The following is a 19,342-nucleotide window of genomic DNA, read 5'->3' on the forward strand; positions in this document are numbered from 1 at the left end:
TGTTAATGATAGCCAGATATGGCAAAATAGTTATTTGAAAATAAATTTAAAAATGAAACTTTTTAAAATAAAATTCTGAAAAGGATGTTAATTTGTAAACCAACGGCATGATCTTAAAAAGATTAATAATGCTATTGCAATTAGGGTATTGAAGATTTTATATGAGGATATATTGATTTAAACTGAATTAAATTAAGTATCTTAAAAGTGTAAATACCAGTAATTACAAAAATAAAATAGGTTTAATAATTTACTATGCAAATTTTTATTATGCGCCACGGAGAAGCCGCTCTTGATGCTGCTAGCGATGCACTAAGACCACTGACTGAGCGTGGAAAAAGTGAATCAATAAAAATGGCTGAATGGATGACAAAGCAGGGACATACAATCGATTATGTTTTAGCCAGTCCTTATTTACGTGCTCAACAGACATTAGATGCAGTAAAAACAGATTTAGCACTACCTAGTAAAATAGAAACAGATGATGGAATTATCCCTGGAGGAAATCCTTCACATGTTGCACATTACTTACGTGCCTTGGGAGACTCTGGATATAAAAATATTCTTGTTATTTCTCATTTACCTTTAGTGGGCTATGTTGTCGCTGAACTTTGTCCGGCGGTATGTGCCCCTATGTTTTCAACATCAACCATTGCTTGTGTTGATTTTGATTTATCAAAAGGCGCAGGGGAGTTGTTATGGCAAGTGTCCCCCTCAACATTGAAATAAAATTTAAATCAATTAGCTAAGTAAGTAATTAACACCTTATTTCACCGGATAGGTGATTTAAGGGTTAATGCGATAAAGGGTTAATGCAATAAAGGGTTAATGCAATAGAGTTTTGGGATTTAGCGACGAGCAATATCGTCGTTTTCTACTAATACTAATAATGCAGCATCGCCTCCCCATTCTTTTGGGGCTTGATGAAAAGCAATAACATCAGGGTGTTGCGCTAACCAAAGTGGTGTTTGCTGTTTTAAAATATGTTTGCCATGCCCGTGCATAATACAGGCACAATAAACATGCTCTCGTCTACATGCCGCAATTAATGCGCCAATCTCTTGTTTTGCAATTAGCTGTGTTAATCCATGCAAATCTAGAAAAAATTCAGGGACATAATCACCACGACGTAGTTTTTTTAATTCATAAGCATTAGCGCCTTCTCTTAAATAGCGCATTGGGCCTTCTGTGGCTAAGTTAGGCTGAAATTCATCTGAAAAATAATAAGAAGCATCAACTTGCTCTTGTTGTAGGCGTTCAACAGCGTAGTGTGTCACTTTCTTACGTTTTGGGGGATGAAGTATTTTATCTTGAGGTAATTTTTTTGTGCCTTTTATCATCTCCTGAAATAACTCAATTTCAGAAGGTGGTAATGAAAATTTTTTATTCATTTTTTACGATTCTTCATAGTGTTACTGTTTTTATCAGGCAATAGTACATGAAATAGCGTCAGAGATAAAAAAGTATAGGCTATAAATTTAGCATAAAAAAAGGCAGGGAATTTACCCTGCCGAAATAGTCACATAGTTAGCAAATATAGGCTGGTTAACAAGTTGCTCTACTCATGATATCTACGAAACACAAAACGTGGCTATATCTTCAGGTTGCGATAAAGAGATATCAAAATAGTTTTCAAAATGAGTTATCTGCTTTCAAGTGACTGCATGTTGAATGAAAAACATCTATAGGCGCATTTTGGTACACAGTTAATTCTTTCATGCTCTAAGTATGGTTCGGTTTCATTCATTTGCTAATAAAAGTTAAATTAAAAGTATAAAATTCTAATTTTTATTTATGAATAGAACGTAAATTTTGCTTTTAATTACCTGATTGAAGCTTAAAACCATAGTGAGTGTATGGTTATGGTAAAGAGAATAATAATGCAGTGATGTTTTTTTATGGTTTCCCGCTGATTTATCGCCATCTTCATGGCAAACTACAGACTTTCTATTTCTTCAGAGGACAACAGTTTTGGATATAATACTAAAAGAGGAAGCGGTTGCTGAGCTAAGCACGATCCTAGATATGTTACGCTGGGCTATGAGTCAGTTTAATTCATCTGACATTTATTATGGTCATGGCACAGATAACGCATGGGATGAAGCATTACAGCTTGTATTACCGACCATTGCACTTCCTTTAGATATTCCAGATGCACTGTTATCAACGAAGCTAACTACTTCTGAAAAGATGGAAATCATTACGCTTATCGAAAGCCGGATTGAGCAAAAAATTCCAGTCCCTTATTTAACTCATAGCGCTTGGTTCTGTGGTCACGAATTTTATGTTGATGAACGTGTCCTTATTCCTCGCTCTCCTATTGGTGAATTAATCAATAACCATTTTGATGGTTTAATTCAGCAAGAGCCAACACGTATCCTCGATTTATGCACTGGAAGTGGCTGTATTGCAATTGCTTGTGCTCATGAGTTTGAAGATGCTGAAGTTGATGCGGTTGATATTTCTGAAGATGCACTGGAAGTCGCTGAGTTTAATATTGAAAATCATGGTTTAGTGCATCGTGTTTATCCAATGCAATCAGATTTATTTAACGCTATTGTCCCAACACCTTACGATATTATTGTAACAAATCCTCCGTATGTTGATGTCGAAGATATGGGCGATTTACCGGATGAATACCAAGTTGAACCTGAATTAGCATTAGCTTCGGGTGTTGATGGCCTAGATATTACGAGACAAATTTTACTAAAAGCCCCCGAATATCTGAGTGAAAAAGGTATTTTAGTGTGTGAAGTGGGTAATAGTATGGTTCATCTTATTGAGCAATTCCCAGAGGTTCCATTTACATGGCTTGAGTTTGAAAATGGTGGACTCGGTGTCTTTATGCTGACTCGTGAACAACTCATCGAACATTCAGCGCGTTTTTCCTAGGGCGTGTTGGCCTTTTATGGTCATTGTTTATATCAATCAATGACCATAATTGTTGATGTAACAGCAATGAGACGGTAGATTGTTATTTATTGCAAATAACATATTGATAACATCACACAGTAAAAGATAGGAATAAAGGGATGGCAGGAAACAGTATCGGACAATTATTCAGAGTCACGACTTTTGGTGAATCTCATGGTATTGCATTAGGTTGCATTGTTGATGGTGTACCTCCTGGATTGCCTTTAACAGAAGCCGACTTACAAGTTGATTTAGATAGACGTAGACCCGGAACATCACGTTATACCACTCAACGCCGTGAACCCGATCAAGTTCGCATTTTATCAGGTGTATTTAATGGTGTAACAACAGGAACAAGCATTGGTTTACTGATTGAAAACACGGATCAACGTTCTCAAGATTACAGTGAAATCAAAGATGTTTTTCGTCCTGGTCATGCTGATTATACCTACGAGCAAAAATATGGTTTGCGTGATTATCGTGGCGGTGGGCGATCTTCTGCACGAGAAACCGCGATGCGTGTTGCTGCGGGGGCAATCGCAAAAAAATATCTAAAAGAGAAAATGGGTATTGAAGTCAAAGGCTATCTTTCTCAACTAGGCCCAATTACTTGTGATCTTGTTGATTGGTCTATCGTTGAAACCAATCCGTTTTTCTGTCCAGATCCTTCTCGTTTAGATGCGCTGGATGAATATATGCGTGCGCTCAAAAAAGAAGGCAATTCGATTGGTGCAAAAGTGACGGTGGTTGCAGAGGGTGTACCAGCAGGATTTGGTGAGCCAGTTTTTGACAGACTCGATGCAGATTTAGCACATGCACTAATGAGCATCAATGCTGTTAAAGGAATTGAAATTGGTGATGGTTTCGGTGTTGTCACCTTAAAAGGCACTGAAAATAGAGATGAAATCACTAAGAATGGTTTTACTAGCAACCATGCAGGGGGCATTTTAGGTGGCATTAGCAGTGGTCAGCCAATTGTTGCTCATATCGCTTTAAAACCAACATCTAGCATTACTATTGCAGGTAAAACGATTAATCGTGATGGTGAAGAAGTCGATATGATAACCAAAGGTCGTCACGATCCTTGTGTAGGAATACGCGCTATTCCTATTGCAGAGGCAATGATGGCAATTGTATTGCTTGATCATGCATTGCGCCAACGTGGTCAATGTGGTGATGTTGTACCTCCGCTAATGCAATGGTAATCATTCTACGTCAATAACGTGGTCGATAAACTGTTGTAAGTTTGATGTTAGCTTTAAAGGTGTGAGCGCCTAATTTTATTATGCTCAGATCGTGTTGCTGTGGCTTTTTTAAAATAAATAAGATCAACACAGCAACACGCCCTTCATTCCTAATAACTCGGATAGATAAATGGATTGGCTCTTTTCAGATGGCATCTACCTTCTTCTCTTCTTTGTTGCTTTAATCGCTGGTTTTATTGATTCAATTGCTGGTGGTGGTGGATTAATCACTATTCCAGCTTTGTTATCAGCGGGGATCCCGCCTGTCCAAGCGCTGGCAACGAATAAACTGCAATCAGTAGGTGGCTCGTTTTCGGCAACCCTCTATTTTATACGTCGAAAAGTGATTGATTTAAAAGCGCAACGATTTGCCATTTTAATGACTTTCATTGGTGCCGTTTCTGGCGCCATGTTGGTGCAGTTTATTAATCCAGAAATCCTTAAACAAGCACTTCCTATTCTTACCATCGCGATCGGTCTTTATTTTCTTCTTACTCCATCAATCGGTGCTCAAGATAGTAAACAACGTATTGGCTACTATACTTTTGGTGCAATATTAGGGGGAGGTGTTGGTTTTTATGATGGTGTTTTTGGACCCGGTACGGGCTCTTTTTTCGCTTTAGGTTATGTTATGTTACTTGGATATAATCTTTCAAAAGCAACAGCGCATGCTAAGTTACTTAACTTCACCTCTAACTTTGGTTCTTTACTGTTTTTTATTATTGGTGGGCAGGTTATTTGGACTATTGGTTTAGTCATGCTTTGTGGGCAGTTTATTGGTGCTCGCTTAGGTGCAGGTCTAGTATTAACAAAAGGGCAAAAATTAATAAGACCTATGCTGGTCATTATCTCCTTTTTGATGAGCATCAAACTCATATATGACAATCATGGCGATACTATTGCACTTTGGTTTTCTGCACTTTTTAATTAGGAATAGATGGTTTTTAAATGTCAGCACATCATTATCAACAGTTAATTGATATCTTTAATCAATGTTTTAGCGAAAGTTTCCAAACCCGTTTAGTTAAAGGGGATGATGAGCCGATTTATTTGCCTGCAAATGAAGAGACACCTTATCACCAAATCATTTTTGCTCATGGTTTTTATGCCAGTGCATTACATGAAATATCACATTGGTGTATCGCTGGAGAGGCTCGTCGCCAACAAGTTGATTATGGTTACTGGTATTGCCCTGATGGACGAGATGAAACGACTCAAGGGCAGTTTGAAGTTGTAGAAATCAAACCTCAAGCGTTGGATTGGTTATTTTGCCAAGCGGCTGGTTATCCTTTCAATGTCAGTTGTGACAATTTAGAAGGTAACTTTGAACCTGATCGTTATGAATTTAGGAATAAAGTTAGAGAACAAGTACTCGCTTATTTACGAGACAAAAACACGCCACCTCGCGCACAGCTATTTATTAATGCGTTACATTTGTTTTACAATACCCCAGAACTAACGGAAGCGATGTTTCCTTATCAGGAAAATCCTTTAGTTAATTAAGGATTGCGAGAATAACTATCGCCTATCCACTGTGAAGGTTTTACCCAATAGGGTGGAGTCTGAAGTAGTAAGGTTGCTGGAACATAGATATTTATGCTTTGCTAATACAGGGCAAATATAAAAGATGGCAACATTATATATTGAGGATAAATAATGCTTTCTGAGTATGAAGCGTACTTATTAGATAAAATTGATAGCCGTGTTGAACATGCCACTGACGATGAGTTATTTGCAGGTGGATATTTACAAGGCCATATTACACTGGCTATTGCTGAACTTGAGCAAGAAAATAATACACAGTTAGAAGCGTTAAGAGCGCGTGTAGAAGAGAGCATTCAAAAGGCGATAAAAGCAGGCGAGCTTTCACCACCAGATCAAGCATTAGTTTTATCTACATGGCATGATTTAGTTAACTCAATTAATTAAGTCGGCATGTCTACTAAGAGAACAACCGGCATAAATCGGTTGTTTTTCCTTTCTTAATATCTTATTAAAATCACAGCCTCTACGTTATATTTAAGATATTTACTGTTGAATTAGATTGGTTTTTATACAAAGATTGATCCTTACTATTTATCAATTGTTTTTATTTGATTTTTCAAAGTCGATGTATCTCTCATTGATTAAGCATAATAGTGCTATCTTTTGTAACTCCTTGCCATTTCTGTAAAATTACTTTTAAATGTTTTTTAGGAATGTTTCTCGGGATGCAAATGATTTGCATAGAATATTTATGATAAGGATAACAATACGATGAAAAATTTCTTTAAAATAGGCCTACTGACTAGCGCTGTTTTATTTTTATCTGCTTGTGATCAATTTGACTTAGATAATAAAAAAAATAAGTTTTATTACAGTAATCCAAGCGAAAAAGTCATTAGTTTTAGCGTTGATGGTAAAGAATATCAGGTTGAGCCGGGTAAAAATGGTTACATAACACTGTCACCTGGTGAGCATAATTTAAAAGATAGCGCCGGTAATGATGCTCGATTTATGGTTTATGATCATAATAATGGTGGCATATTAAATCCTGATAATTTTATGTATTACACCCTTTCTGAAGTTTATGCAGTAAAGGGAAAAACGGATCAATTTAAACCCGTTGATTACCCAGTTATTATTAATGGTTATGAATTTGAACTTCCAGTGCGTAGTACTAATGCCACATTAATTGATGGTAATGTTTTTCAGTGTACTTATGCCTTAGGAGAGCCATTTCCTAATGAAATTCGCACTCGCAATAAAAATAATGATGGCAGCATAAAAAATAAATGCTTTGATAAACCTGAATTTATTAAATATATTTCAGTGGAATATAATAAAGATTTAGCGCCATTTACTCAAGAAGATGAATATAACGATTCTGTTAATCTTGATTTAGACTATATGTTACCGACAGCAGAATTTACTGATCCTGATATTCAAGCTGAAGCAGAAGAGCTCGTTTCATTATTAAATCAAGTTCAAGAAAGTGAAGATCCGAAGATCCATAACATATTAAAAGATAAACTTTATAAGGCGACACTTGCTGTTTCTAGCGCGTATGGTAATCGGGCAGTCAAAGACTCAGTAGAAGATAATAAATACTATAATCGTTTTATTGAAGAGAGTAGCAAATTCCAATCTTACGGCATATTGCCTAAAAATTAATGACTTAAAAATAAGACATTATTTTAGTAATAACACAAGCCATCTAATGAGATGGCTTTTTAATAAGTTAAGCATAAAAATATAAAAACACCTGAACTGGAAAAAAGATGACAACAACACAAAAAAAAATAAAAAATAATGATATTACGATCCGTCAAACACAAGTCGATGATGCCATTAAACTGCCTGCTATTGAGCAATTGGCAGGGCAACTCTTTAGTACTTTAGAAGATTTACGCTGGATAAGTGAAAGTGGCGTACAAAGTGTTGATAAACATTTAGCCTTTATTAACCAGCAAGGGCATTGGGTTGCGGTTAATAGTGATAATGAGCCCGTTGGTTTTATTATGACGACACCGTTACCCGAAAGTTTATTTATTCATGAACTCTCCGTCAGCCAAGATTGGCAAAATAGGGGGATTGGTAAATTACTTATTCAAAAAGTAAAAGATGAAGCAAAAGTACATAAGTTTGATGCTGTTACGTTGACGACATTTCGCCATGTCCCTTGGAATGCACCGTATTATCAACGCTTAGGTTTTTCTATTTTACCCCAAAGCGAAATTTCTCATTCTCTGCAAGAAATCTTAGATGATGAAGTTGAAAGTGGGGGTTTTGTAAAAGAAACGCGCTGTGCCATGAAGTTTGAAATTAAATAACGCTAAGTTTAGCGTTTAGTCCCTATTTTACTCAGTCGATAGAGGTAACGATAATGTAGTTACCTTATTTAGGTAATGCCAATAAGCAGATAGATGCTCCCCACTTGCCATGTTCACAATTGATCTGTTTTTCCCCGTAGTTGTTCATAAAATTAAGTAAACTATCGCCTGAATTAAAATAAATAAGGCTAGCATCGGGTTGATCACTCGTTGATATATGAGGAATAAACATATTAGCCATAGTGCGTTTTACAACGCTAACATTTGTCGAAGATGCGACATAACGTTGAGATACTAACCAATCAACGCCAGTTGAAAGCGAGGTGACTTGTGAAGAAATAGCCGCACCTAAAATCATTAATACCCATCCATTAGAGTTTTGCATTTCAGTTGAAAATGGATAGGCAATCATATTGTAGTGAGATTGGTGCAAATCTTGGCGTTTTTGGCGATTAGTGAGTGTTGTGAGTAGCTGCTGTTGTAAATCTGAAGGAAAATGCAGAGTTGCTACTATATTTTCTGATAAGTCATCATCGAGAAATTGATATAGCCCTTGAATATACAAACTCGACTTATCGGTGCCACATTCATTCAGGTTATGATAAACACGCCAATGACCCGACAATGTTTTTATTGCATAAGCGCCATGAGAAAATGTTAAACCATAATCAGATAAAGATTGTCCTTGACGAAAAAGGGCAATAACTCGATCACCACTATTATCTAGATATTGTCGTAGAATTTTAGCTTGTTCAGTGCGTAAGGCGATATCTTGAGGTGTTGATGATATTTTATCGACACAGTTATGGCTACTCGCATAAGAAAAAGAAGTTATGCCCAAATTAATAAGCATAACAATCATTTTGATTTTATTTGTACGCATCTTAATTCAGTTTTTCTTGATGAGAAAGTGAGCGCTCATCTTGTGTTACAACATGGGAAATAATGGTATCGCCTTTCTTCAAATATGCGCCAATGCCTTTTTCAACGGGTTCGAGAGTGAGTTTATCATCAGGTTTAATTGGATTTTTTTCTAACGCATCGGCCGGAACAATTATTTCGACATCTTCACCTTTTTCTGTTTTTGCTTTAATGATTTTTTCATCTGGTTTATTACTTTTCTCAACCGAAATTTGTACCAATATGACGGGTAATACAATAGGAGATAAAAGGATCCCACTGACAAGCGCTGAACTTCCTACGCTACTTGCTACACTCATAACAGAATAAATTTCACCTGCTGAATGGTTACCTGCAGATATTGGTAATGAGATAAATGCAATAGAACCAATAAGTAACGATGAAAGTGATTTTTTCATATAATATCCTTATTAAGTAATAAAATTGAATCAAATATACATCTAAAAACCATTAGTAAATTAAAAAAACAAAGTTTAATTAATTGGTTATGTTTTCATTCTTACCTTTATTAATAAGATATTATTTTATATTCATAAATAATTCTATTGTTTTATTTCTATTGGTTTCCCTCGAAGTAATGGCCTTACCCAAAAACGATTAGGGTGTAAGGCATTTAACACACTATCTTCAACGGGAAAAGGTTCATCAAAAATTTGGCTTGCAAGAATTTCGGCCGATAACGGCGCTGAACATAATCCACGAGAGCCTAATGCACTGATAATATAAAGTTGATGATAAGCAGGCGCCAAAGCGGGTGTTTGTTTTCTACGCTTAAATCTATCTAAATGCGTGTATGCCACTCGCAATGTTTCAAAATCAGGTACTTCACCTAATAACGGCAAATGATCGCGAATAGTGCAACGAATACCAATTCGTGCTTCATTTCGGCTAAAATCAACGTCTTTAACCCAAGGGGCTTTTGCTAAACACTGTATAAGATGAGCTTGGTTATTTTCTTGCTCTTGAGTCGAAATAGCTAAATCTAATCGATCGCGGCGAAAACTTGCCCCTACACAATGCAAATTATCTTGGTGATCAACAGGCGTAAAATAGCCATCATAACAAAGTACCGTTTTTAGTTGTGATAATGTCTTTGTTGTTGGAATATGACTAACTTGGCCTCTAACTGCACTAATGGGTAATTTTGCACTTTGGGTAAAGTCTGCAATACGATGCCCATTCGCTAAAATAACGCAATCATGTCGTGATTGAATTTGGGTCGTACAATCTCCATCGTGATGAACAACATCTAAGCACCAAGATGCTTCTTGTGCACGTATTTGAGTGACTTGATGATTAAATCGCAACGTTAAACCTAATTGTTCAGCGTATTTTAATGTATTGATTGTGAGTTGCGTCGGTGAAAGCCAGCCCGCTTGCGGATAAAACAAAGCATCACAATTAACGTCTATTCCGCTGAATTTATTAACGTCGTCTTCATTGAGATAACACGCTATTTGAGCAAAAGGTATAGAATGATCCATAATCCTTTGTGCTTTTTTACGCACTTTCTCGTTATAAATAACCTGTGCAACGCCAGACCATTGATGTGAAAAAGGAATACCTGCTTGACTCAGATTGTCATAAGTGCGATGAGCAAATAGAAATGCGGTTGTAAAAAATTGTTCTAGCTCATCGGATTTGCCATTAAGTAAAGGATATAACACACCTTGTCGATTGCCTGATGCATTCGTTGCAGGTTGTTTATCTTCACAATATAAGGTGACATTGGCGCCTCTTCTTAGGCAGGCAAGCGCCGTAAATGTACTGGCAATACCACCCCCTATAATGGCAATATTCTGTGCTTTGGTTGCTCTTGGTCTTGCATAGTAAGGGAGAATCTCAGGCGATGGAGGATGTGGAAAAACACCTGTCAGCATCTCTCTTTTTTGACCAAATCCTTTGATTTTTTTTATCTCAAAACCCACACTTTGCAAACCTCGTTTGACAATCCCTGCGGCGGTAAACGTTGCAAATGTACCGTTTTCTCTCATTGAATCAGCCATCGATTGGAAAAGTGTTTCACTCCACATTTGTGGATTTTTAGAAGGTGCAAAACCATCTAAGAACCATGCATCCACTTTGTTATGTAGCGCTTGGCGAGTTTGGGGTAACAAGGTGTTGATATCACCAAACCATAAATCCAATGTAATTGTTCCATCAGCAAGAAGAATGCGGTGACAACCCGCAATGGCCAATGGCCACTGAGAACAAAGCGCTTGTGAATATTTTTCGAGTTCAGGCCAATGGCCATGTGCAGATTGTAAGTCACTTTTAGTCAGAGGGAATTTTTCGAAACTGACATAATGAAGGCGTTTTAAACGAGAGTCAGAAGATGTTTGCCTAAATTGCTCGAAAGCTTGCCACAGTGTTAAAAAATTAAGCCCAGTTCCAAAACCTGTTTCTGCGATAATACATTCAGAGCGTACATGTGTACCAAAACGTGATGGAAAATGATTTCCATGTAAGAACACATGTCGAGTTTCTTCTAGACCATCTTGGTTTGAAAAGTAAATGTCGCCAAATTGTTCAGAGATCGGCGTACCAAGTTCATTCCAACTTAAAGACGCAGTATTTATTGGGCTATTATTCACGGAACTGCCTGTATTTCACGAAAAAATTATGCAATATCTTAGCGCTGTTAAGTGGCTTGTGCCAGCCTTGAAGGGGAAAGTGTTTTATCGGCTTATCTGTATTTTTGTAAAAAAGATCCTGATCGGACTTGTTCGGCGTACAACTGTAAGCTAAAGTGCTACTCAGAAATCCCGCAGCTACAACTATTATTGTAAAGAGGTATAAATGAAGCGCGCAGTGATCACGGGTCTGGGTATTGTTTCGAGCATTGGTAATAACCAGAAAGAAGTGCTGGATTCTTTAAAGGAAGGTCGTTCCGGGATAACTTTCTCAGAAGAATTTAAAGAGATGGGGCTTCGTAGCCACATTTGGGGCAACGTTAAGCTTGATACTGAAGGTCTTATTGACCGTAAAATCCGCCGTTTTATGAGCGACGCATCGGTTTATGCCTATTTATCTATGCAAGAGGCGATAGCTGATTCAGGTCTGACAGAAGACCAAGTTTCTAATATTCGTTCTGGCTTAGTCGTTGGTTCTGGTGGTGGTTCGCCACGTAACCAAGTTCAAGGTTCTGATGGCATGAGAGCAAAAGGTCTACGTGGTGTAGGTCCTTATATGGTTACTCGTGCAATGGCATCAGGTGTTTCAGCTTGTTTAGCAACACCTTTCAAAATTAAAGGCGTTAACTATTCAATCAGTTCTGCTTGTTCAACATCAGCACACTGTATTGGTCACGCTGTTGAGCTTATCCAATTAGGCAAACAAGATGTTGTCTTTGCTGGTGGTGGTGAAGAGTTAAGTTGGGAAATGACCTGCGAATTTGACGCAATGGGTGCACTTTCAACTAAATATAACGATACTCCAACCAAAGCTTCTCGTACTTACGATAAAAACCGTGATGGTTTTGTTATCGCAGGCGGTGGCGGTATTGTGGTTGTTGAAGAGTTAGAACACGCATTAGCGCGTGGTGCACATATCTATGGTGAAGTCGTAGGTTATGGTGCAACGTCTGACGGTGCAGATATGGTTGCTCCTTCAGGTGAAGGTGCGGTACGTTGTATGCAAATGGCAATGCAAGGGATTGATAAAGTTGATTATATCAACACACATGGTACTTCAACGCCAGTTGGCGATCTAAAAGAGCTTGAAGCTATCACAGAAGTGTTTGGTTCGCATACACCCGCTATCTCAGCAACAAAAGCAATGACTGGTCACTCATTAGGTGCTGCTGGTGTACATGAAGCAATTTATAGCTTACTCATGTTAGAGCATGGATTTATTGCACCAAGCATCAATATTGAAGAATTAGACGATAAAGCAATGGGTATGAACATCATTACTCAACCAACAGAACAGAAGCTGGAAACTGTAATGTCAAATAGCTTTGGTTTTGGTGGTACAAATGCTTCATTAGTTATGAGTAAATATAAAAAGTAGTTAGATATACTTATATTTTCTTATTAAAAAAAGCAGACTTCATTTTAATGAAGTCTGCTTTTTTATTTGAAATTCATTATGCAAAATAGTTTATTCTTCTAATAAAGATATCTTTCGAATAAAAATCATTAAAAAAAGATTATATAAATAATGCTTAAAAATACCTTTCCTAATAGTTGCTCATTTTATTATTCTAATAAAATAGACAGTTCTTATTAGTGTGTTGTTTATATTAATAAAAATAAATTGTGTTCATTTTATTTCAATCGTTTAATTTAATTTTACTCAAAGCCATTAAATGTTTTGTTTTATATGGGGTTAGGCAAATGGAAAAGTCGAATAAGACAAAAAGAGTGAAAAAAAATTGATCTGGGTTATTTTATTACAAATAAGTAGGAGCTATTTAATATAAAAGTTGGTAATGTTTGCCACGGATACTTGTATTACTTTATATTTTATACTTTGATTTCTTATGTCAGTTTTATTTATTAAATCTAACATTATGAATGTGACCGGCTAAGAATTTAGCCGGCATTTTTTTATTGTTGTCTTTTTGACATTGACTCACATCTCCTGATGACAATCTGCTTTTTTCTGAGCAGGCTGACGTCGGAAATTCAGTGGTGTTCTAAGTTGTTGCACTAAGAGCACGCCGAGTAACACAATACCACCACCCACTAAGTGATAACTATGCATTTCTTCACCAAGAAGCGCGATAGCAATCATTGCAGTAAATAATGGCATTAGGTTCATAAAAATAGAGGTCGTATTTGCACCTAATTTCATCACACCTAAAATCCACAGATAAGGCGCAAGAATAGAAGCTCCAATACCTGCGAAGATAACTAATCCAATATTATCTTTTGTTAACGCAACACTTTCGGCAAGAAAGAAGTTTGGCAATAATAACAGAACACCAAATCCAATTTGCACATAAAGTGATTGCCAGTTAGGGAGTGCAATTGACCATCGTTTTGTTAATACACCATAAAGGGCGTATGACGCCGAAGCAATAAACATCATCAACTCACCATAACCCAAACCTTGGGAAAGTAACTGAGAGGGTTCGCCACGGCTAATTAGCCAAACTAAGCCACTAATCGAAAGCACTGTGCCTAAAACAATACCTACTGTAGGTACAACACGTAAAACAAAAATACTAATAATCACGGTTAATAATGGGATGAGAGAGTTTAGGATCCCCATAAATGTTGCACTAACATAATGCGCTGCATAATAAGCCAAACTTTGGTACATCACCATCCCTAATGCACCAAGAATAAATAATTTCCACCAATATTGTTTGACGGTTTTACGATGATGCCAAACTGGCATGATCAAAAAAGGTGTCATAATTAAAAAGGCAAGGAACCAACGATAAAAAGAGATTGCAGCAGGATCGATAACAGACGCGGCTGCTTTATTGACGACTGCATTAATGGACCAGATTAACACCGCTAAAAGCGGAAAAATTGCGTTTTTCATTGTTCTCACATCTATTTTTAAACCAGATCGCTATTGTAAGCCTGTCTGATTAGATATATATAATGAAAATCAGACAACAGATAGGCCAATAAAGACAACATGACAAGAGAACAACATAAAGATGACAATTGAACAACAAAAAATGCAATGGTTATTGTCTGATCCAGATACGGTTCGATTTCGTGATGAGCAACTATTAGCTGAAACAGAGTTTGTTTATCATCAACATGATTTTGGTCAGTTATTGTATGTGATTTCTGGTGTTATGGATTTAGAAGCTGGAGGAGAGCGGTTTTTAGCCCCACCAGAATTTAGTGTATGGATCCCCAAAAATGTAGGGCATGCCAGTTACAATAAAAAAACACTCTCTTTTAAGGTGCTAGATATCGCGCCAAGTTGGTGTGAAGGATTATTAGATAAACCTTGTTTGATTCAATTAAGTGCTATTTTTTCAACCATATTTTCTGACTTTTTTCATCGTGGTGTGTGTAAACCACAAACAGAAGAAGATTTTCGTTTGGCTCAAGTATTGATTGATCAACTTAAAGTGTCGCCAATACATCATACTTATTTACCGTCTTCTAAAGATAAATTACTCGCTCCTATACTTTCTGTATTAGAGCAGGATCCAGCGAATAATACCTCGTTAGAGGAGTGGGCTAAAAAACGTTATACCTCAGAAAGAACACTTTCTCGTCGTTGCCAACAAGAATTAGGGATGTCATTTAGTGAATGGCGTAAGCGCCTACGTTTTTTACATGCAATTTCTTTATTAGAGCAAGGGAAAAGCGTGAATGAAATTGCATTTGATGTGGGATATAGCTCTTCGTCTTCATTTATTGCGATGTTTCAACAATTTGCTGGCACAACACCGGAACGTTTTCGTCGATTACCCAATTGTTAAGCTTTCTTTTCATATATTTACTTAAAATCCAGGTGGATTTTACTGTCAATAATTAGGCTTTGCTGTGAATAAGTGGCAAAATAGACCGCTTAATTTTGTTTTTCGATTGATTGTTGACACACATAAATACCAAATCAGTGAGATAACACCGTGAAAATTCTGGTTGATGAAAATATGCCTTATGCGGAACAACTTTTCCGCCAATTAGGTGAGGTAAAAGCTGTTTCTGGTCGCCCATTACCTACTGATGAGCTTAATGATTCTAGTGCCTTAATGGTGAGATCAATTACTAAAGTCAATGAATCCTTATTATCAGGCAAGCCAGTGAAATTTGTTGGAACGGCGACTGCGGGTTTCGATCATGTCGATATTGCATGGTTAGAACAGCAACAAATTGTTTTTTCATCAGCCCCTGGCTGTAATGCTATCGCGGTTGTTGAATATGTATTTTCTGCACTGATGATGCTAGCAGAGCAAGATAACTTTCAATTAACCGATAAAGTCGTCGGTATTGTTGGTGTGGGAAATGTGGGGGGGCGATTAGCAACACGCCTTCGCGTATTGGGTGTGAATGTGTTACTTTGCGATCCACCAAGAGCGGATAATGGTGATGATGAAGAGTTTTATCCATTGGAAACATTGTTAGAAAAAGCAGATATTCTAACTTTCCATACACCTCTCAATAAATCAGGTCCATACAAAAGTTATCATCTAATTAATGAGAGCAACCTCGAAAAATTACCTGAAGGACGCATTTTAATTAATGCAAGCCGTGGCGAGGTTGTTGATAATCAAGCATTATTGTCTGTACTTGAGAAAGGCAAATGCTTACGTGTTGTATTGGATGTTTGGGAGCCAGAGCCAGATCTCTCTATTGCGTTATTAAATAAAGTTGATATCGCAACACCACATATTGCAGGTTATACCTTAGAAGGTAAGGCGCGCGGTACAACTCAAGTTTTTGAAGCTTATTGTGATTTTATTGGGCAGTCTCAAAAAGTTGAGTTATCAACACTATTGCCTGCCCCTACTATTTCTACCATTTCAGTACAAGGTGAGTTAACACAAACACTTTTAAAACAACTTATTCATCTTGTTTATGATGTGCGTCGTGATGATGCCCCGTTACGAAAAGTGGCAGGAATAAAAGGCGAGTTTGATAAATTACGCAAATTTTATCCTGTGCGTCGTGAGTGGTCTTCACTACAGGTCATTTGTGATAATCAAGCTACAGCTAACACATTAAATGCAATTGGCTTTAGTGCTACATATAAAAGTGCTACACACAAATAAAGCAAAATATTATTTTAAAAATTTTATGGTATTGGAGGATATCTTATGGGAGAAGGTTGGAATATTGCAGTTGTTGGTGCAACAGGCGCTGTTGGTGACGCGATTTTAGAACTGCTACAAGAGCGTGAATTTCCCATTGGTGAATTAACGGCAATTGCAAGTGAAGATAGCATTGGGAAATCGGTGCGTGTAAACAGCAAAAGTATTGCAGTTCAAGGTATTCACAATATCGAGTGGGCAGATATTCAATTAGCGTTCTTTGCCGCACCAACAGAAATCAGCGCGCAATATGCACAACAAGCGGCTGATGCTGGCTGTATTGTTATTGATTGTAGTGGCATCTTTGCAATGGATTGGGATGTGCCGTTGGTTGTTCCTGGCGTGAACAGTGCAATGTTAGCGGAATACCGGACTCGTAATATTGTTTCAATTGCTGATAGCATGGTGAGCCAATTATTACGTGCCATTAATCCATTAACAGAATCTGCAGGTTTAACACGTCTTAGCGTGACAAACTTAATGTCTGTTTCTCGTTTTGGAAAACAAGCCGTAGATGAGCTGGCAGGGCAAAGTGCCCGTTTACTTAACGGTATTCCTCCTGAATTAGGTCGTTTTAATAAGCAATTAGCATTTAACATTTTACCTTTAATGGTTGATGACGAAGGCTCTATACAAGAAGAACGTCGGATGGTTGACCAGATTCGTAAAATTTTACAAGATGAAGGCTTACCAATCTCCGTTACTACGCTACAAGCACCTGTTTTCTATGGTAATGCACAGTCTGTACAATTAGAAACCTCACGCCCAATGGGAAGTGACGAAGCGCGTGAAACATTACAAGAAAATGAAGATCTTAATATCAGTGATGAAAATGATTTTCCAACTCAAGTCACCGATGCATCTGGTAATGTGAGTTTAAATTTAGGCTGTTTCCGTAATGATTATGGTATGCCAGAGGCGTTACAGTTTTGGTCAGTAGCAGATAACGTGCGCTTTGGCGGGGCATTAATGGCGATTGAAGTCGCAGAGCAATTAATGCAGGAGCAGTTTTACTAATGAATGCGCAAGTGAGTGCTGAAGTGGCAGAACAACCGTTGACGGAGTCAACGGTTGTATCTGAAAGCACAACAATCAAAATTGCTTTGGGCGTTGAATATGATGGTAGCCGCTATTATGGCTGGCAACGCCAAAATGAAGTGCGTAGTGTACAAGAACGGTTAGAAAAAGCACTTTCACAAGTGGCTAATGAGCCTATATCCGTATTTTGTGCGGGAAGAACGGATGCTGGTGTACATGCTACGGGGCAAGTCGTTCATTTTGAAACAACTGCGCACCGAAAAGATCCCGCATGGACAATGGGCGTTAACACACATTTACCCGCGGATATCGCTGTACGTTGGGTAAAAACAGTTTCTGATGATTTTCATGCTCGTTTTAGTGCAACGGCAAGGCGTTATCGCTATGTGATTTTTAATCATCGCTATCGTCCCGCTATTTTGTCATCAGGGGTGACTCATTTTCATTATCCTTTAGACGCTGAACGTATGCATCAAGCAGCACAATGTTTACTGGGTGAAAACGATTTTACTTCTTTTAGAGCTGTCCAATGTCAATCGCGAACGCCATGGCGTAACGTTATGCATGTCAATGTTTCTCGATATGGTGACTATGTTGTTGTGGATATTAAAGCGAATGCGTTTGTTCATCATATGGTGAGAAATATTGTTGGTAGCCTTTTAGAAATAGGGTGTGGCAATCAGGATATTACTTGGATGGCTGAATTATTAGCCTTAAAAGACAGAACTAAAGCTGCGGCAACAGCTAAAGCGAATGGATTGTATTTAGTCTCTGTGGATTATCCTGATCATTTTGAATTACCAAAACCTGCAATGGGCCCACTATTTTTAGCGGATAACCCTATTGAGATATCTCAATCATAAAAACACCCAGTTTTCTGAGGATTTATGGAAATATTAACGCAACTTGTTGATTTAATTAAATTTCTGATTGATTTTATTTTGCATATTGATGCGCATTTAGCAGAGCTTGTCGCGCAATATGGTACATGGGTCTATGCCATTTTGTTTCTTATTGTTTTTTGTGAAACAGGGCTTGTGGTAACGCCTTTTTTACCCGGAGACTCCTTATTATTCGTTGCTGGTGCTTTAGCTTCATTAGAAACCAATGATGTGAATGTTCATATTATTGTTTTACTGTTGCTTTGTGCAGCCATTCTAGGTGATGCGGTTAACTATTCTATTGGGCGACTTTTTGGTGAAAAACTATTTAGTAAACCTGATTCAAAGATTTTCCGTCGTGAATACTTAGATAAAACCCATGCTTTTTATGAAAAACATGGTGGTAAAGCCATAATTTTGGCAAGATTCGTGCCGATTATCCGAACTTTTGCGCCATTCGTTGCAGGAATGGGTAAAATGTCATATCGTCACTTTGCCTTTTATAATGTTACTGGGGCAATTGCATGGGTACTATTATTTACTTATGCAGGATACTTTTTTGGTGACTTAGATATAGTTCAAAAGAACTTAAAATTGCTAATTGTTGCCATTATTGTTATTTCTATTTTACCGGGCGTTATTGAGATCCTACGCCACCGCAGATCGAGTGCAAAAGCAAAGAAAGAAAGTGATAACAAAGAGGTTTGAGCAGTTATCATAAGTTTTTGCCGTAGAATAGCCATAATAAAGAGATGCGCTGAAATTCAGTAAGCGGTATCATCATAAACTTTGCTAACCACA

The 19,342-nt window shown here is 37.5% G+C and carries 19 protein-coding genes; 14 read left to right on the top strand and 5 right to left on the bottom strand.

Annotated features, from left to right (window positions below; translation table 11 throughout):
• Window positions 1-255 precede the first annotated feature (255 nt).
• Entirely contained in the window at window positions 256-729 is a 474-nt protein-coding gene (gene sixA / locus B6258_RS01365; RefSeq protein WP_099073768.1) for a phosphohistidine phosphatase SixA, read from the top strand.
• Between the two features lie 119 nt (window positions 730-848).
• Here sixA and smrB read toward each other — a convergent pair whose 3' ends face one another.
• On the bottom strand, window positions 849-1,391 hold the full coding sequence (gene smrB / locus B6258_RS01370; RefSeq protein WP_099073769.1) for an endonuclease SmrB: 543 nt from the start codon (window positions 1,389-1,391) through the stop codon (window positions 849-851).
• 580 nt (window positions 1,392-1,971) lie between these two features.
• On the opposite strand from smrB, the gene prmB reads away from it, so the two are divergent.
• The 7 genes from prmB (at window position 1,972) to B6258_RS01405 (ending at window position 7,969) form a co-directional block, all read left to right on the top strand.
• Complete coding sequence (gene prmB, locus B6258_RS01375; RefSeq protein ID WP_099073770.1) at window positions 1,972-2,892, top strand: 50S ribosomal protein L3 N(5)-glutamine methyltransferase; 921 nt, start codon at window positions 1,972-1,974, stop codon at window positions 2,890-2,892.
• A 140-nt stretch (window positions 2,893-3,032) separates the two neighbouring features.
• Complete coding sequence (gene aroC, locus B6258_RS01380) at window positions 3,033-4,118, top strand: chorismate synthase (protein WP_099073771.1); 1,086 nt, start codon at window positions 3,033-3,035, stop codon at window positions 4,116-4,118.
• Between the two features lie 169 nt (window positions 4,119-4,287).
• Window positions 4,288-5,088 (top strand): sulfite exporter TauE/SafE family protein, encoded by an 801-nt coding sequence (locus tag B6258_RS01385; protein WP_099073772.1) that lies wholly within the window; start codon window positions 4,288-4,290, stop codon window positions 5,086-5,088.
• Window positions 5,089-5,105: 17 nt separating this feature from the next.
• Window positions 5,106-5,660: an elongation factor P hydroxylase gene (locus B6258_RS01390; RefSeq protein WP_099073773.1), complete on the top strand. Its 555-nt coding sequence runs from the start codon at window positions 5,106-5,108 to the stop codon at window positions 5,658-5,660.
• A gap of 153 nt (window positions 5,661-5,813) precedes the next feature.
• Window positions 5,814-6,086, top strand: coding sequence for a YfcL family protein (locus B6258_RS01395; RefSeq protein ID WP_006533359.1), 273 nt, complete (start codon window positions 5,814-5,816; stop codon window positions 6,084-6,086).
• Window positions 6,087-6,413: 327 nt separating this feature from the next.
• Entirely contained in the window at window positions 6,414-7,310 is an 897-nt protein-coding gene (locus B6258_RS01400) for a hypothetical protein (RefSeq protein ID WP_099073774.1), read from the top strand.
• A 107-nt stretch (window positions 7,311-7,417) separates the two neighbouring features.
• A complete protein-coding gene (locus B6258_RS01405) occupies window positions 7,418-7,969 on the top strand; it encodes a GNAT family N-acetyltransferase (protein ID WP_099073775.1) in 552 nt (183 codons plus the stop codon).
• Window positions 7,970-8,033: 64 nt separating this feature from the next.
• Here B6258_RS01405 and B6258_RS01410 read toward each other — a convergent pair whose 3' ends face one another.
• The 3 genes from B6258_RS01410 to mnmC all read right to left on the bottom strand — a co-directional run bounded on the left by B6258_RS01410 (window position 8,034) and on the right by mnmC (window position 11,484).
• A complete protein-coding gene (locus tag B6258_RS01410) occupies window positions 8,034-8,852 on the bottom strand; it encodes a DUF2145 domain-containing protein (RefSeq protein ID WP_240531504.1) in 819 nt (272 codons plus the stop codon).
• A gap of 1 nt (window position 8,853) precedes the next feature.
• Window positions 8,854-9,288, bottom strand: coding sequence for an STM0539 family protein (locus tag B6258_RS01415; protein WP_099073776.1), 435 nt, complete (start codon window positions 9,286-9,288; stop codon window positions 8,854-8,856).
• 144 nt (window positions 9,289-9,432) lie between these two features.
• A complete protein-coding gene (gene mnmC / locus B6258_RS01420; protein WP_099073777.1) occupies window positions 9,433-11,484 on the bottom strand; it encodes a bifunctional tRNA (5-methylaminomethyl-2-thiouridine)(34)-methyltransferase MnmC2/FAD-dependent 5-carboxymethylaminomethyl-2-thiouridine(34) oxidoreductase MnmC1 in 2,052 nt (683 codons plus the stop codon).
• A gap of 205 nt (window positions 11,485-11,689) precedes the next feature.
• Between mnmC and fabB the strand changes: the two genes are divergently transcribed.
• On the top strand, window positions 11,690-12,901 hold the full coding sequence (fabB, locus tag B6258_RS01425) for a beta-ketoacyl-ACP synthase I (protein WP_099073778.1): 1,212 nt from the start codon (window positions 11,690-11,692) through the stop codon (window positions 12,899-12,901).
• 564 nt (window positions 12,902-13,465) lie between these two features.
• On the opposite strand, the gene B6258_RS01430 is transcribed toward fabB, so the two are convergent.
• On the bottom strand, window positions 13,466-14,386 hold the full coding sequence (locus B6258_RS01430; RefSeq protein WP_099073779.1) for a DMT family transporter: 921 nt from the start codon (window positions 14,384-14,386) through the stop codon (window positions 13,466-13,468).
• A gap of 121 nt (window positions 14,387-14,507) precedes the next feature.
• On the opposite strand from B6258_RS01430, the gene B6258_RS01435 reads away from it, so the two are divergent.
• The 5 genes from B6258_RS01435 (at window position 14,508) to B6258_RS01455 (ending at window position 19,249) form a co-directional block, all read left to right on the top strand.
• Complete coding sequence (locus B6258_RS01435; RefSeq protein ID WP_099073780.1) at window positions 14,508-15,290, top strand: AraC family transcriptional regulator; 783 nt, start codon at window positions 14,508-14,510, stop codon at window positions 15,288-15,290.
• Window positions 15,291-15,440: 150 nt separating this feature from the next.
• The gene (pdxB, locus tag B6258_RS01440; RefSeq protein WP_099073781.1) at window positions 15,441-16,583 is read left to right on the top strand and encodes a 4-phosphoerythronate dehydrogenase PdxB; all 1,143 of its coding nucleotides are present in this window, start codon (window positions 15,441-15,443) and stop codon (window positions 16,581-16,583) included.
• A 45-nt stretch (window positions 16,584-16,628) separates the two neighbouring features.
• On the top strand, window positions 16,629-17,639 hold the full coding sequence (locus B6258_RS01445; RefSeq protein WP_099073782.1) for an aspartate-semialdehyde dehydrogenase: 1,011 nt from the start codon (window positions 16,629-16,631) through the stop codon (window positions 17,637-17,639).
• Entirely contained in the window at window positions 17,639-18,523 is an 885-nt protein-coding gene (gene truA, locus B6258_RS01450) for a tRNA pseudouridine(38-40) synthase TruA (RefSeq protein WP_240531505.1), read from the top strand. The genes B6258_RS01445 and truA overlap by 1 nt, the downstream gene beginning before the upstream one ends.
• A 24-nt stretch (window positions 18,524-18,547) precedes the next feature.
• The gene (locus B6258_RS01455; RefSeq protein ID WP_099073783.1) at window positions 18,548-19,249 is read left to right on the top strand and encodes a DedA family protein; all 702 of its coding nucleotides are present in this window, start codon (window positions 18,548-18,550) and stop codon (window positions 19,247-19,249) included.
• Window positions 19,250-19,342: the final 93 nt, after the last annotated feature.

It is taken from the genome of Proteus alimentorum (assembly GCF_002607735.1).
GTDB lineage: Bacteria > Pseudomonadota > Gammaproteobacteria > Enterobacterales > Enterobacteriaceae > Proteus > Proteus alimentorum.

Coding starts and splice junctions, on each gene's coding strand:
- B6258_RS01435 (WP_099073780.1), top strand. CDS start 14,508: ATGACAATTGAACAACAAAAAATGCAATGGTTATTGTCTGATCCAGAT.
- B6258_RS01385 (WP_099073772.1), top strand. CDS start 4,288: ATGGATTGGCTCTTTTCAGATGGCATCTACCTTCTTCTCTTCTTTGTT.
- sixA (WP_099073768.1), top strand. CDS start 256: ATGCAAATTTTTATTATGCGCCACGGAGAAGCCGCTCTTGATGCTGCT.
- aroC (WP_099073771.1), top strand. CDS start 3,033: ATGGCAGGAAACAGTATCGGACAATTATTCAGAGTCACGACTTTTGGT.
- B6258_RS01390 (WP_099073773.1), top strand. CDS start 5,106: ATGTCAGCACATCATTATCAACAGTTAATTGATATCTTTAATCAATGT.
- B6258_RS01395 (WP_006533359.1), top strand. CDS start 5,814: ATGCTTTCTGAGTATGAAGCGTACTTATTAGATAAAATTGATAGCCGT.
- smrB (WP_099073769.1), bottom strand. CDS start 1,391: ATGAATAAAAAATTTTCATTACCACCTTCTGAAATTGAGTTATTTCAG.
- B6258_RS01410 (WP_240531504.1), bottom strand. CDS start 8,852: ATGCGTACAAATAAAATCAAAATGATTGTTATGCTTATTAATTTGGGC.
- B6258_RS01415 (WP_099073776.1), bottom strand. CDS start 9,288: ATGAAAAAATCACTTTCATCGTTACTTATTGGTTCTATTGCATTTATC.
- B6258_RS01445 (WP_099073782.1), top strand. CDS start 16,629: ATGGGAGAAGGTTGGAATATTGCAGTTGTTGGTGCAACAGGCGCTGTT.
- B6258_RS01405 (WP_099073775.1), top strand. CDS start 7,418: ATGACAACAACACAAAAAAAAATAAAAAATAATGATATTACGATCCGT.
- B6258_RS01430 (WP_099073779.1), bottom strand. CDS start 14,386: ATGAAAAACGCAATTTTTCCGCTTTTAGCGGTGTTAATCTGGTCCATT.
- fabB (WP_099073778.1), top strand. CDS start 11,690: ATGAAGCGCGCAGTGATCACGGGTCTGGGTATTGTTTCGAGCATTGGT.
- B6258_RS01400 (WP_099073774.1), top strand. CDS start 6,414: ATGAAAAATTTCTTTAAAATAGGCCTACTGACTAGCGCTGTTTTATTT.
- truA (WP_240531505.1), top strand. CDS start 17,639: ATGAATGCGCAAGTGAGTGCTGAAGTGGCAGAACAACCGTTGACGGAG.
- B6258_RS01455 (WP_099073783.1), top strand. CDS start 18,548: ATGGAAATATTAACGCAACTTGTTGATTTAATTAAATTTCTGATTGAT.